The organism is Pseudomonas sp. G3-39 (assembly GCF_054790485.1).
In genome coordinates, this window is sequence record NZ_CP186497.1 from 3,201,942 (window position 1) to 3,215,655 (window position 13,714).

At 60.2% G+C, this 13,714-nt stretch carries 16 protein-coding genes; 11 read left to right on the forward strand and 5 right to left on the reverse strand.

Going from position 1 to position 13,714, the window contains the following annotated elements; translation table 11 throughout:
* The first annotated feature begins 90 nt into the window (after positions 1–90).
* Positions 91–273: a DUF6026 family protein gene (locus ACOYXG_RS14130; protein ID WP_007964649.1), complete on the forward strand. Its 183-nt coding sequence runs from the start codon at positions 91–93 to the stop codon at positions 271–273.
* A gap of 199 nt (positions 274–472) precedes the next feature.
* Positions 473–2,221, forward strand: a complete 1,749-nt coding sequence (locus ACOYXG_RS14135) for a phosphoethanolamine transferase CptA (protein ID WP_285374333.1) — start codon at positions 473–475, stop codon at positions 2,219–2,221.
* A 341-nt stretch (positions 2,222–2,562) separates the two neighbouring features.
* On the opposite strand, the gene galU is transcribed toward ACOYXG_RS14135, so the two are convergent.
* A complete protein-coding gene (gene galU / locus ACOYXG_RS14140) occupies positions 2,563–3,402 on the reverse strand; it encodes a UTP--glucose-1-phosphate uridylyltransferase GalU (RefSeq protein ID WP_007912230.1) in 840 nt (279 codons plus the stop codon).
* Between the two features lie 258 nt (positions 3,403–3,660).
* Between galU and ACOYXG_RS14145 the strand changes: the two genes are divergently transcribed.
* A complete protein-coding gene (locus ACOYXG_RS14145; protein ID WP_007964653.1) occupies positions 3,661–3,846 on the forward strand; it encodes a hypothetical protein in 186 nt (61 codons plus the stop codon).
* A gap of 151 nt (positions 3,847–3,997) precedes the next feature.
* Positions 3,998–4,285, forward strand: coding sequence for a hypothetical protein (locus ACOYXG_RS14150; RefSeq protein WP_007964655.1), 288 nt, complete (start codon positions 3,998–4,000; stop codon positions 4,283–4,285).
* Between the two features lie 3 nt (positions 4,286–4,288).
* On the opposite strand, the gene ACOYXG_RS14155 is transcribed toward ACOYXG_RS14150, so the two are convergent.
* Positions 4,289–4,519 (reverse strand): hypothetical protein, encoded by a 231-nt coding sequence (locus tag ACOYXG_RS14155; protein ID WP_027612691.1) that lies wholly within the window; start codon positions 4,517–4,519, stop codon positions 4,289–4,291.
* A gap of 72 nt (positions 4,520–4,591) precedes the next feature.
* A complete protein-coding gene (locus ACOYXG_RS14160; protein WP_460352349.1) occupies positions 4,592–4,948 on the reverse strand; it encodes a hypothetical protein in 357 nt (118 codons plus the stop codon).
* A 212-nt stretch (positions 4,949–5,160) separates the two neighbouring features.
* On the opposite strand from ACOYXG_RS14160, the gene ACOYXG_RS14165 reads away from it, so the two are divergent.
* The 5 genes from ACOYXG_RS14165 to ada all read left to right on the forward strand — a co-directional run bounded on the left by ACOYXG_RS14165 (position 5,161) and on the right by ada (position 8,294).
* On the forward strand, positions 5,161–5,463 hold the full coding sequence (locus ACOYXG_RS14165; protein WP_024164475.1) for a DUF1883 domain-containing protein: 303 nt from the start codon (positions 5,161–5,163) through the stop codon (positions 5,461–5,463).
* A 30-nt stretch (positions 5,464–5,493) separates the two neighbouring features.
* Positions 5,494–5,664 (forward strand): hypothetical protein, encoded by a 171-nt coding sequence (locus ACOYXG_RS14170; protein ID WP_096796544.1) that lies wholly within the window; start codon positions 5,494–5,496, stop codon positions 5,662–5,664.
* A gap of 94 nt (positions 5,665–5,758) precedes the next feature.
* Complete coding sequence (locus ACOYXG_RS14175; RefSeq protein WP_103366994.1) at positions 5,759–6,469, forward strand: 2OG-Fe(II) oxygenase; 711 nt, start codon at positions 5,759–5,761, stop codon at positions 6,467–6,469.
* 5 nt (positions 6,470–6,474) lie between these two features.
* Complete coding sequence (alkB, locus tag ACOYXG_RS14180) at positions 6,475–7,140, forward strand: DNA oxidative demethylase AlkB (RefSeq protein ID WP_460358461.1); 666 nt, start codon at positions 6,475–6,477, stop codon at positions 7,138–7,140.
* A gap of 86 nt (positions 7,141–7,226) precedes the next feature.
* The gene (gene ada / locus ACOYXG_RS14185; protein ID WP_103366993.1) at positions 7,227–8,294 is read left to right on the forward strand and encodes a bifunctional DNA-binding transcriptional regulator/O6-methylguanine-DNA methyltransferase Ada; all 1,068 of its coding nucleotides are present in this window, start codon (positions 7,227–7,229) and stop codon (positions 8,292–8,294) included.
* Here the strand turns inward: ada and ACOYXG_RS14190 are convergent.
* Both ACOYXG_RS14190 and acuI read right to left on the reverse strand, forming a co-directional pair.
* Positions 8,291–8,749 (reverse strand): GyrI-like domain-containing protein, encoded by a 459-nt coding sequence (locus tag ACOYXG_RS14190; RefSeq protein WP_103366992.1) that lies wholly within the window; start codon positions 8,747–8,749, stop codon positions 8,291–8,293. The two genes, ada and ACOYXG_RS14190, sit on opposite strands and share 4 nt — an antisense overlap.
* A gap of 61 nt (positions 8,750–8,810) precedes the next feature.
* Positions 8,811–9,794 carry an acrylyl-CoA reductase (NADPH) gene (gene acuI / locus ACOYXG_RS14195; RefSeq protein ID WP_460352353.1) on the reverse strand — a complete coding sequence of 328 codons (984 nt, stop codon included), beginning with the start codon at positions 9,792–9,794 and terminating at the stop codon, positions 8,811–8,813.
* A 188-nt stretch (positions 9,795–9,982) separates the two neighbouring features.
* Between acuI and ACOYXG_RS14200 the strand changes: the two genes are divergently transcribed.
* Positions 9,983–12,445, forward strand: a complete 2,463-nt coding sequence (locus tag ACOYXG_RS14200; protein WP_460352355.1) for an autotransporter — start codon at positions 9,983–9,985, stop codon at positions 12,443–12,445.
* Between the two features lie 101 nt (positions 12,446–12,546).
* Positions 12,547–13,611: an NAD(P)H-dependent flavin oxidoreductase gene (locus ACOYXG_RS14205; protein WP_460352357.1), complete on the forward strand. Its 1,065-nt coding sequence runs from the start codon at positions 12,547–12,549 to the stop codon at positions 13,609–13,611.
* The last annotated feature ends 103 nt before the right edge of the window (positions 13,612–13,714 follow it).

Consider the following 13,714-nt stretch of genomic DNA (forward strand, 5'->3'; position numbering starts at 1 on the left):
AAAAGAAATCAAAATTGGCGCCGATAGCAAGTCAGTAGCCCCGACGCGGGGACGATTTGCAGTTGAGACACGCCATTTGCGAGGTGAGCAATGGGCACAGTACACACAGCAATGCCGCCACAAACCCTGTACGTCACGATCCGTCGCGATGAATTGCGTCAGTTGAAAGACGAGCGCGACCAGTTGAAGCAGGAGCTGGCGCAGCTGCGCTCGCTGACCCAGGGCGCTCAGCCCAAACCTCTGCCGGTGGTCCAGCGCCATCCGCACGCCTGACCTGCCCCGCCAGCTTCGGGAACGGCGCCTGTCGTTCCCGACATGATGCTCCCCTGCCCCTGATCAGCAACTAACGAAGTTTTCACACTGCCTTGGTGATACTCCGGCGCATTCTGGCCGTGCGTTTGCGCGCGGCTTCCGTTCGTCGGTTTGATGTAGCGCTCCGACGGTGGTTAGTGACGATGAGCTGGAGTGCTGAATGGCATTGTTCAAACGCAGCAAAACGACTGCGACAGGTTTCGACTGGGCCGGGGTTCTCTGGCTGTTCGCTTTCTTCTGGTATTTCTCGGGCATCACCCAACTGTTGATTCAGCTGACCGGCACCTCCGGCTTCAGCGGTTTCCGTCAGGCCTTCGTGATGAGCGCGCTGTGGCTCGCCCCGATGCTGGCGTTTCCCAAACGCACCAAACTGCTGGCCGCGCTGATCGGTATCGTCCTGTGGGCCTGCTCGATGGCCAGCCTGGGTTATTTCTTCATCTATCAGCAGGAATTCTCGCAAAGCGTCATCTTCATCATGTTCGAGTCGAACATCTCTGAAGCCGGCGAATACATGACCCAGTACTTCGCCTGGTGGATGATCCCGGCGTTCCTCGCCCATACCGCTTTCGCCTATTTCCTGTGGACCCGCCTGCGCCCGGTGTACATGCCCCGAGGCCGCGCGTTCGTGGCCGCGATCGCGATCGTCTTCGCCGTAGTCGGCTACCCGCTGATCAAACAGACCCAGCGTACCGGCAGTTTCGCCGGCGGTTTCGAGAAGTTCGAAGACCGCATCGAGCCAGCCGTGCCTTGGCAGATGGCGGTGGCTTACCACCGTTACCTCGACACCCTGGCCGGCATGCAAGACATGCTGCACAGCGCGAGCAAGGTTCCGCCGCTGCATAACCTGAAAGTTGCCGACGCCGATAAACCGTCGACCCTGGTGCTGGTGATCGGCGAGTCGACTAACCGTCAGCGCATGAGCCTGTACGGTTATGGACGCAACACCACCCCGGAACTGGACAAGCTCAAGGATCAGCTCGCGGTGTTCGACAACGTCATCACCCCGCGCCCTTACACCATTGAAGCGCTGCAGCAGGTGCTGACCTTCGCCGACGAAGAGAATCCTGATCTGTACCTGTCCACGCCGTCGCTGGTCAGCATGATGAAACAGGCCGGTTACAAGACCTTCTGGATCACCAACCAGCAGACCATGACCAAGCGCAACACTATGCTCACGACCTTCTCCGAGCAGGCCGACGAGCAGGTGTACCTGAACAACAACCGCAACCAGAACGCCGCGCAGTACGACGGTGACGTGATCGAGCCGTTCAACAAAGCGCTGACCGACCCGGCGCAGCGTAAGCTGATCGTCGTGCACTTGCTCGGCACTCACATGAGCTACCAGTACCGTTATCCGCCGACCTTCGACAAGTTCCAGGACCGTACCGGCGTGCCGGCCGGTGTGCGTGACGATCAGGTGCCGACCTACAACAGCTACGACAACGCCGTGCTGTACAACGATTTCGTGGTGTCGAGCCTGATCAAGGACTACGCCAAGTCCGATCCGAACGGTTTCTTGCTGTACCTCTCCGACCACGGTGAAGACGTGTTCGACTCCGCCGGCCACAACACCCTCGGCCGTAACGAGAACAAACCGACCGCGCCGATGTACACCATTCCGTTCATGGCCTGGGCGTCGCCGAAATGGCGCGAGAACCACGACTGGAACTTCGCCGCCGACCTCGGCCGACCGTACAGCAGCTCGCACCTGATCCACACCTGGGCGGACATGGCCGGTTTGAGTTTCGATGAACTGGACCGCAGCAAGAGTCTGGTCAGCGACAGCTTCAAACCGCGTCCGCTGATGATCGGCAACCCGTACGAACGCGAGCAGCGCGCCTTGATCGACTTCAGCCTGATGAAGCCGAAAAAGGTCGACCCTGCCGCAGCGAATGTCGTGCAGCAGTAACCGCTCGGAAGGCATCGGTTTCGAGAGATCGCAACCGGTGTAACGCATAAAGAAAAAGCTCCGTATCGCAAGATACGGAGCTTTTTTCGCTTTGGGCGGTCAGGTAGCCCGCTTTATGGGGCTCTACTGTACCGCCTGAGGGAAATCGGAGCAGCCAGCATGCTCGCACGTACCCTCCTCCCTGAAAGAGCAGCCAGCGCGCTCAGAGGGCGCCAGTAAATTGCACCACCAGGATCAAGGATTATTCCAGCACAAAAACAAACGCCCCGAACAAGTCGGGGCGTTTGTGGGTGCGTTCACTTGGGTGCTCTCACACCCTTCGCGATGCAGGTCCGGCGCTATCAGTAAGCCTTGCCGGTCTTGTAGAAGTTCTCGAAGCAGAAGTTGGTGGCTTCGATGTAGCCTTCAGCGCCACCGCAGTCAAAACGCTTGCCCTTGAACTTGTAGGCCATGACGCAGCCGTTCTGGGCCTGCTTCATCAGGGCGTCGGTGATCTGGATTTCACCACCCTTGCCTGGCTCGGTCTGCTCGATCAGATCGAAGATGTCCGGGGTCAGGATGTAACGACCAATGATCGCCAGGTTCGATGGCGCGTCTTCCGGCTTTGGCTTCTCGACCATGCTGTGTACGCGGTAGATGTCGTCGCGGATCATCTCGCCGGCGATCACGCCGTACTTGCTGGTTTCCTGCGGATCGACTTCCTGAATGGCGATGATCGAGCAGCGGAATTGCTTGTACAGCTTGACCATCTGGGTCAGTACGCCGTCGCCTTCGAGGTTGACGCACAAGTCGTCCGCCAGCACCACGGCGAACGGTTCGTCACCGATCAGCGGGCGACCGGTGAGGATCGCGTGGCCCAGACCTTTCATTTCGGTCTGACGGGTGTAGGAGAACGAGCACTCGTCGAGCAGCTTGCGGATGCCGACCAGGTATTTCTCCTTGTCGGTGCCTTTGATCTGGTTTTCCAGCTCATAGCTGATGTCGAAGTGGTCTTCCAGAGCGCGCTTGCCACGACCGGTCACGATCGAGATTTCAGTCAGGCCAGCGTCCAGAGCTTCTTCAACGCCGTACTGGATCAGTGGCTTGTTTACCACCGGCAGCATTTCTTTGGGCATGGCTTTAGTCGCTGGCAGGAAGCGAGTACCGTAACCGGCTGCTGGGAACAAGCATTTCTTGATCATATAAGTCCTTGAAAGGGCTGTGTGTACGAGTTTCGGCGCAGTCTAATCAGGCGGCGTGCACCTTACAATGCCCCGCACTGGCTAACCGATGCCAACATAGAGAAATATTCTCGCCGATAGTTCCGTTGGCGACTTCGACCCGCGAAAACAGAGTAGCTCAAACACGCAAATGCGCTGCATCACCATACGCTCATCATCCCCCAATGTGAGGATTTGTCGGTATCATGGCGCCTTTGAACCAGCGAACGAGACAGATAGATGGCCGCGGTAAAAATCATCAACGGGTATGTGATCGACAAGAAAGACGGCAAGTGGAACCTGACCACTACCAATGGCGAACACATCGCCGGTCCTTTCGACAGCGAGCAACTGGCGACTGATGTAGCGTCGGTATTCACCGACACCCCTGCGTCGTCCAAACGCCGTGGCAAAGATCAGGACTGATCTGTTGCGACACGCGCCGAGCCCTGCCCTTGTGCAGGGCTTTTTTGTGGCCGCTCGCAGCATGATGAAAACAAGTGGCCAATCGCTATAACCTTTTCATGCTGGCGCTGTCAGAGCGTTTAGCCCCTCCCTCGCTGAAGACGACACACTTATGAACATGAACAGAATGCTGCCGCTGATCGCGGTATTGGCCCTCGGTGGCTGTGCCACCTCGGAAACCACCTACCTGAACAACGGCGAACAGGGCTTGAGCATCGACTGCTCCGGGGAAGCCAACTCCTGGGCCACCTGCTACGAAAAGGCTGACGCCTCCTGCGCCGGCACCGGTTATCGCATCGTCGGTACCGATGGCACGCCGGCGCCCAAGGAAAGCGACAAGACCCTGGGGGTCGACGTCGGCAACTACAAGAACCGCAGTGTGGTGGTGGTCTGCAAATAGACCCTACATGTGGATCTCGGCGAACTTGATCCCGAGCCCGCGCACGATCTCGATCAGGTCGTCGAGCCGGGCGAAGGATTCGACTTCGTCGTTATCGTCCACCAGAAAATAGCTGCGACCGGCGCTCTTCTTGAAAAACACGATCCACTCGCCCGAGTTCGCCGGATTTTGAATCACATGCGTGGCAGAGATAAGGCCCTCTGCATGCCGTTCCCGTACTTGCTCTCGCTTCATGCGCGACTCCAGAAATGAAAATGCCGCCACAGCAAGACTGTGACGGCATCGGTGCTGATGGACGCTATTCTATCAGCCGGAAATACAGGCATTGGCGGCGTTTTGCACGTCACGGGGACGAACCGGCACATTGGACATCCGCTCATGCAGCTTGATGCTGCTGCCGCCGGAACGGTCTTCGATATCAAACACCGCAGCCGCGCCGGTGGAAAATTTCCCGGGAACAATCACTCGCACGCCATCCTTGTGCGGCTGCATCTGCAGCGCGCCGCGGCTGCTGGCAAGCTTGTCGGCCAGGCACTGAGCATACTCATGGGGTTTCTTGCCGGAAATCACGCTCATGGTGGGCAAGGTTTCGTTGATTTCGGAAACACTCGCGCAACCACCCACGACCAACATCAACGGCAGACACACCACACCCCACTTCATACAAATACCTCCCATAAAGACCCTCGGACAGCAGTAATGCCATTTTTCTCCGAGGCTTACTCCATTAAACCCGCATGGAATCGCGAATAACTGTTTTTAATTGTCAAAGCAGCGCTCGACGGCGGGATAATAACCCGTTCGGGCTGATAAACTGCGCCAATCGCACATGCTATCGTTTTGATTTAGTAGAAAAAGCCCTTCTGGAGGCGCCCATGAAATTCATTCACCAGCGCGAGCACCTCAACGAAGACGACATCGTCGTCATCCAATGCTCGCAAACCTGCAACATCCGCTTGATGAACGACGCCAACTTCCGCGCGTTCAAGAACGGCGGCCGCCACACCTACCACGGCGGCGCTTTCGACACGTTTCCTGCACGCATCACCGCGCCGAGCACCGGTTTCTGGAACATCACCATCGACACCGTCAACCGTCGCGCCATCAGCGTCACGCGCAAGCCGACCCTGACCCACTCGATCAAGATCATCCGCCGCTCCAGCTCCAAACTGAGCTGAGTCGCCCCTAACGCAAAGGTAAGCACGACCGTGGCCCAAACGACCAAATACGTCATCAAATACAAGCTCAACGGTGAACGCCGTTTCGAGTTCGCGCAACTGGAAAACGGCACCGTCGAAGAGGCCAAGGCCGCACTGGACGCCATCCATGGCACCACCGAAGACGTGATCAGCGACATCGCCGTGAGCAAAGCCCTGTAACGCAACACTCGGGATTCGACCGCAAGCGGCGGAGTGTTCTGCCGCCGGTATTTGCCCAGACTGACAGCCTCGACCAAAGGGTTCAGTAGTCAGCATGTCAATGTCCCCGTCTCGGCTGGATGCGCTCGATTGGGCAAGCCTCGAACAGCATCTGGATCAATATGGCTATGCCATCGTCCGCTCGTTGCTGTCGGCGCAAACCTGTGAACGCTTGAGCGCCCTGTATTCGCAGACCGAACCGTTTCGTTCGCAGGTCATCATGGCCCGCCACGGTTTCGGTCGCGGGGAATACAAGTACTTCAGCTATCCCCTGCCGACAGCCATCGAACGTCTGCGCACTGCGTTTTACCCGCGCCTGGTGCCACTGGCCAACCGCTGGTACGAACGCATGAATGTGCCTGTACGCTTTCCCGCAACCCATTCCGAGTTTGTGCAGCGCTGTCAGGCTGCCGGCCAACTGCGGCCGACACCCTTGCTGTTGCAATACGGCCCGCAGGACTACAACTGCCTGCATCAGGATCTGTACGGAGAACTGGTTTTCCCACTGCAAGTGGCGATTCTTCTGTCGCAGCCCGGAGAGGATTTTACCGGTGGCGAGTTCGTCCTGACCGAGCAGCGTCCACGCATGCAGTCGCGCCCGCACGTCGTGGATCTGCACAAGGGTGACGCGGTTATTTTCGCGGTCAACCAGCGCCCGGTCAGCGGCACACGCGGCGATTATCGAGTGACCATGCGTCACGGCGTCAGTCGCCTGCACAGCGGAAATCGGCATACTCTGGGCATCATCTTCCACGACGCATCATGAACGCCATGCACCCGACCACCTTCGACCTGTTCGCCGACCACGAACCCGAGCAACAACCCCGCGCCGAGCAGATCGGCGAACAATCGTGGGTGTTGCGCGGCTTCGCTTTGCCGGTGATCGATCAACTGTTGCCAGCGCTGGAAGCCATTCTCGCCGTAGCACCGTTGCGCCACATGATGACCCCGGGCGGTTTCAGCATGTCGGTGGGCACCAGCAGTTGCGGAACCCTGGGCTGGATCACCGACCGTAGCGGTTATCGCTACAGCACCGTCGACCCGCTGAGTGGCCAGCCCTGGCCGGCGATGCCAGAAGTGTTGTCGGAACTGGCGCGCAAAGCAGCACAGCGCGCTGAATTTGCCGACTTTCATCCAGACTCCTGCCTGATCAACCAATATGTCCCCGGCGCGAAAATGTCTTTGCATCAGGACAAAGACGAAAATGCCTACGCGGCACCGATCGTGTCGCTGTCATTGGGGTTGCCGGCGATGTTCCTGTTCGGTGGTTTTTTGCGCAGCGACAAGAGCCAGCGCATTCCTCTGCTGCATGGCGACATGGTGATCTGGGGCGGGGTTGATCGCTTGCGCTTTCACGGCGTGCTGCCGATCAAACCCGGGCGGCATCCGCAGTTGGGCGAACGCCGGATCAACCTGACCTTGCGTGTCGCCGGGTGATCTGAAAAGTTTGACCGCAAGGCCCGGAGTGTTACCAACATTGCCGCTGGTTAACCTGAATCAAACAGGTCAACGGACTACTCGCCATGAAAAAGCTTTCGCCCCTCATCAACGTTGAAACCGATCCACGCTGGGCCGCCGTCGTTGCACGGGACCCGCGGGCCGACGGGCAGTTTGTCTATGCGGTGAAAACCACCGGCATCTACTGCCGCCCCAGCAGCCTTTCACGTTTGCCCAAACCGCAAAATGTCGAATTTTTCGACAGCGCCGAAGCTGCCGAAGCGGCGGGCTACCGCCCAAGCAAACGCACAAGCAAAGATCAGACTGACGTCGCCAGCCAGCACGCCGCGACCGTGGCGATGGCCTGTCGGCAGATCGAGTCGAGTGAAACAGTGCCCGCACTCAATGAACTCGCCGAAACCGCCGGCCTCAGCCCTTTCCATTTTCATCGGGTGTTCAAGGCCGCAACCGGCCTGACACCAAAGGGTTACGCGGCGGCGCATCGTTCGCGCCGGGTGCGTGAACGGCTCGCGGATGGCGGCACGGTGACCGATGCGCTGTACGACGCGGGATTCAATTCCAACAGCCGCTTTTATGAGGCAGCCGACAAGGTACTGGGCATGAAACCCGGTGACTATCGCGCTGCCGGTCGCAACAACGACATTCATTTTGCCGTTGGCCAATGTTCGCTCGGGGCGATTCTGGTGGCGCAGAGTGAGCGCGGCGTGTGCGCGATTCTGTTGGGCGACGATCCGCATCAACTGGTGTGCGATCTGCAGGATCAGTTCCGCAACGCAAACCTGATTGGCGCCGACGCCGGATTCGAGCAATTGATCGCCAAAGTGGTGGGTTTCATCGAAGCGCCAGCGCTAGGCCTCGACTTGCCACTGGATGTGCGTGGCACAGCGTTCCAGGAGCGGGTGTGGCAGGCGTTGCGGGAGATTCCAGTGGGTCGCACCGCCAGTTACGCCGAAATCGCTCAGCGCATTGGCGCGCCGACCTCCATGCGCGCCGTGGCGCAAGCCTGCGGCGCCAACCGTCTGGCCGTAGCAATCCCCTGCCATCGCGTGGTGCGCAGCGATGGCAATCTGTCGGGGTATCGCTGGGGCGTAGAGCGTAAGCGCCAGTTGCTGGAACGCGAAACCCAGTCTTAGCGCACGCCGATGTAGACCGACACGGACTCGGGGCCGGTATAGGCCTCGAAGTCGGTAGCGTAACGGCGCTGAATCTGCGGATTGGCTGCAAAGAAGTCCCAGATCTTTCCCCAGGTCGAGATGACCGCGTCTGGCAACGGCCCCTGCGCTTCGAACACCAGATACTCGCCCGCTTCGATCCGCACGGACTCAAAGTCTTTGACTGAAGCATTCACGGCAACGCCAGCGGTAACGTCAAACGCACCCGAAGCATCCGACTCGTAAGCCGAATACACGCCATAAATCGGCGAATGGGCTGACTTGCCGGGAATGGATTCGGCCAACTCCTCGCCGAAAAACCGGCCCCACATCGGGCCGATTTTCGCGGTTTCGGGTTGGTGCTCTGCGGCGTTGGTGGTGCGCACCCGCAGGCCAGCAACGGTGAAGGCGTCGATTTGCTGTCGTTTCAAATCCATCGAAATTGCGGCTCCCTGTATAGAAGTGCGGCCACACAGGGCCGCAATGACGCCTACTCTGTCAGCGATTGACGTCGACCACAACCCTGCCGCGAAGCTGTCCGGCAAGCAGCTCAGGTGCCGCATCGATGGCCTCGCTCAGGGCGATTTCGTGACTGATCACTGGCAACAGGGCGAAGTCCAGATCCTTGGCCAGACGCGCCCAGGCCTCGATCCGCCGTGCCTTGGGCTGGGTCACGCTGTTGATTCCGGCCAGGGTCACACCGCGCAGAATGAACGGCGCCACCGACGCCGGAAAATCCATGCCCTGAGCCAGACCGCAGGCAGCGACGGTGCCCTCGGCGCGGGTACTGGCGCAAGCGTTGGCCAGGGTGTGACTGCCGACCGAATCGATCACCCCGGCCCAACGTTCCTTGGCCAACGGTCTGCCCGGCTCGGACAAGGTTGCGCGGTCGATGATCTCACTGGCGCCCAGTTGTTTCAGGTACTCATGCTCGGACACCCGGCCCGTGGACGCCACCACGCGATAACCGAGTTTGTTGAGCAAGGCGATGGCGAAACTGCCCACTCCGCCATTGGCGCCGGTCACCAGCACTTCGCCCTGATCCGGGGTCACGCCGTTACGCTCCAGCGCCAGAATGCACAGCATCGCCGTGTAGCCGGCGGTACCGATGGCCATGGCTTGCGCGGCGGTAAAGGCTTTGGGCAACGGAATCAGCCAGTCGCCATTGAGCCGCGCCTTCTGCGCCAATCCGCCCCAGTGACTCTCGCCCACGCCCCAGCCGTTGAGCAGCACCTGATCACCGACCTGGTAATCGGGATGCGAACTGACCTCGACCGTGCCTGCCAGATCGATCCCCGGCACCATCGGAAACTTGCGCACCACCGGGCTGCTGCCGGTAATCGCCAGTCCGTCCTTGAAGTTCAGCGTGCTGTAGGCGACCTTCACCGTCACGTCGCCTTCAGGCAACTGCGCTTCGTTGATCTGCTGCAGGCTGGCGCGATATCCGCTGTCGTCTTTGTCGATCAAAATGCCGTTGAACATGGCTGCCTCTCAATCAATGGATTCAAATACTCGTGCCCTGGAATAACACAAAGCAACACATTGCCCCACCCGACTTTGCGCCAATTCGCAAATCCGCCCAGTAATTCCAGAGCGGGCGACTATGCTTTTTCGACGGCCGTGCTTTCGCTGCCATCCTGCTGAAAGCGGCCCTGTCGATGGAGCTGACAATGTCTTACCCGCGCTCGTTGCTTGCGATACTGATGCTGTGCCTGCTGACGGTTGGCAACACTTGGGCTGCCCCGGCTACCGCCAGCAAACCTGCTGCTGCCGACGCTGCCCCGAGCGCGCCGACGTGGCCGCAAGTGATCACCAGCGACAAGGCCAAACTGACCGTGTACCAGCCGCAACTCGACAGCTGGGATGGCTACACCCTCAATGCCCGGGCTGCCGTCGAAGCCACCGGCGCCGACGGCAAACCCACCTTCGGCATCGTCCAGTTCAGCGCGCACACGCTGGTCGACAAGGCCACGCGCTGGGTCGCACTGGATCAGTACAAGATCATCAAGGCCGACTTCCCTGCCGACGCCAGTCAGGCCGACGTCTGGCTCGGCGCGCTGCAGAAAGATGCCGAAAGTCGCAAGAAAACCATCTCCCTCGATCAACTTGAAGCCGCCGTCGGCGTGCTGTCGGCCGAGCAGAAAGCCGACAGCGCGCCGCTGGAAAACACCCCGCCGACGATCATCAGTTCAGACGTCCCGGCGCTGCTCGTCTACATCGATGGCGACGCCGTGTACCGGGCGGTCGATGGCACCGCGCTGCAACGGGTGATCAACACCCGCCCGCTATTGCTCAAGGACGCCGAGGGCAAGCACTACCTGCACGTGTTCGATGGCTGGATGGTCGCTGACAGCCTCAGCGGCGAATACACCCGTCTGACCACACCACCGGCCGATCTGGAGAAGGCCAAACAGGCGGCGATCCAGAGCCGTCAGGTCGATCTGCTGACCGGGCAGAGTGATCCGAAAGACAAGGTGCCAAATCTGGCCAGACCGCCGCAGCCGAAAATCTTCATCGCCACCACGCCCACTGAGCTGATCGTCACCGACGGCGCAGCGCAGTGGCTACCGATTCAGGGCACCAGCCTGCTCTACGTGAGCAACACCACCGGGCACATCTTCAAGGAAATCGGTGACCAGAACAGTTACGTGCTGATCTCCGGGCGCTGGTTTCGCGCTGCCGACATGCGCGGCCCATGGACGTTTACCCCGGCGGACAAACTGCCGGCAGATTTCGCCAACATCCCGGACGACAGCCCGAAAGAGAACGTCAAGGCCTCGGTCGCCGGCACACCGCAGGCCAAGGAAGCCGCGATCGCGGCGACCATCCCGCAAACCTCGTCGTTCAAGAAAAGCGCAGTGAAAATGACCGCACCGCAGTTCGATGGCGAGCCACAGTTGAAGGCAATCAACAGCACATCCCTGCAGTACGTGGTCAACAGCGCGACGCCGATTATTCGTGTCGACAACGACAACTGGTATGCGGTGGAAAACGGTATCTGGTTCAGCGCCACCTCGGTGAACGGACCATGGAGCGTCGCCAGTTCGGTGCCGGCGGTGATCTATTCGATCCCGCCGAGTTCACCGATGCATTACCTCACCTACGTCAAAGTCTATGAGTCCAGCGGCGACACCGTGGTGGTCGGCTACACCCCGGGCTATCAAGGGTCAAATCTGGATCCGGCCACCGGTGTGGTGGTCTACGGCACCGGTTATCCGTACACGCCGTGGGTCGGCAGCGTCTGGTACGGGCCGCCGGTGACCTACGGTTTCGGCGTCGCCATGCGCTACACGCCGTGGACTGGCTGGACCTTCGGTTTCGGCTTCGGATGGAGCTGGGGCGGTAACACCGTAGCGATGGGTTGGGGCTGGGGCGCTTATCCATGGTGGGGCAATTATGGCTGGGGTTACGCCTGGGGGCCGCGCCTGTACCCCGCGCCACTGGCCTGGGGCGGCGCCGCTTATGGCTATCGTGGCGGTGCTGTGGCCTGGGGGCCCGGTGGCTGGGCAGGCACCACCGGCAACATTTATCGTCAGTGGGGGGATCGCGCGACGGTGAGTCGCTATGGCGCCGGATACAACGCCTGGACCGGCAATCGCTGGGCCGGTCAGGTTGGCTCGTCCTATAACTCGCGCACCGGCATTGCGGCGGCAGGCCAACGCGGCGCGGTGCACAACGCCTACACCGGCAACTACGCGGCTGGACGCAGCGGTGAAGTGGTCGGGCCGAATGGTGGCGCCATCGCCGGTGGCCGGGTCACCGCAGGTAATGCTCGCACCGGCACCCAGGTCACCGCCAATCGTGGCGCGGTGTACAACCCTAACACCGACAAGACCACGCAGTATGCCGGCGTGAAAGGCCGCAACGGCGGCACCGCACGGGTGGGCGACAACGTCTATGCCGGGCGCGACGGCAACGTCTACAAGAAAACCGACAACGGCTGGCAATCGATGGTCAAGGGCAGCCCGGCCCGCACGGCGCCGGTCAACAACAATGCGCAACTGCAGAACCTCAATCGCGAGTCTGCTGCGCGCAACTTCGGCAACCAGCGCACCAACAACTTTCACAACTCCTCGCAAGTCATGAACCGCTCATTTGGGGGCGGCGGGGGCGGCGGTTTTCATCGCCGCTGATGGCTGCATTGAAAATTCAGACTGGCCCCGAGCCCGGTTTTGCTGTTAAAAAACCGGCTCTGCCGTCCCTGCCCCGTTTCATCGTTCGGAGAACCGCTTTCATGAGCCAATGGCCTGACACTCGCATTCTTGACCTGCTCGGCATCGAGCTGCCGATCATTCAGGCCCCGATGGCCGGCGCCACGACTTCGGCAATGGTGATCGCCGTGTGCAACGCCGGCGGCTTGGGTTCGATGCCTGCCGCAATGCTGAGCATCGAGCAGTTGCGCGAAGAGCTGAAGACCATTCGCGAGCACACCCGCAAACCGTTCAACGTCAATTTCTTCTGCCACCAGCCACCGGCCGCCGATGAACAGCGCGCGCAAGACTGGAAAAACCTGCTGGAGCCTTACTACCGCGAATTGGGCGTGGATTTCGACGCACCGACACCGGTTTCCAACCGCGCGCCATTCGATGCGGCAGCGTGCGCCGTGCTCGAAGAGTTTCGTCCTGAGGTGGTGAGCTTTCACTTTGGTCTGCCGGAAAAATCTCTGCTGGATCGGGTCAAGGCCACTGGCGCGAAAATCCTCTCGTCCGCCACCACTGTCGATGAAGCGCTGTGGCTTGAGCAAAACGGTTGCGACGCTATCATCGCCATGGGTTACGAGGCTGGCGGGCATCGCGGGATGTTTCTCAGCGATGATTTGAGCAGTCAGGTCGGCACCTTTGCGCTGGTGCCGCAGATCGTCGATGCGGTCAAGGTGCCGGTGATCGCTGCCGGCGCCATTGCCGATGCGCGCGGTGTGGCCGCAGCATTGGTACTCGGTGCGTCAGCGGTGCAGGTCGGCACCGCGTATTTGTTCACCCCGGAAGCGAAAGTCAGCGCCTCGCATCACCAGGCGCTGCGCAGCGCCAAGGAAAGCGAAACCGCGATTACCAACCTGTTCACCGGCCGCCCGGCTCGCAGCATTCTCAATCGGGTGATGCGCGAAATCGGCCCGATGTCACCGAAAGCCCCGGCCTTCCCGCTGGCCGGCGGGGCGCTGATGCCGTTGCGTGCCAAAAGTGAAGCGCAGTTCAGCAACCTCTGGGCCGGTCAGGCGTTCCCATTGGGCGAAGAGCTGAACAGCGCTGATCTGACCCGGCAACTGGCGGATGGCGCTCTGGCAAAACTGCTCCGCCGCTGATCCGGCGCAGGGTGAGACATGGCACCACCTCACCCTGTGTTCACCAGCACTTCCTGTTTAGCGGCATTTCGCTATATATTTCGCTATATAGCGTTCCACCCTT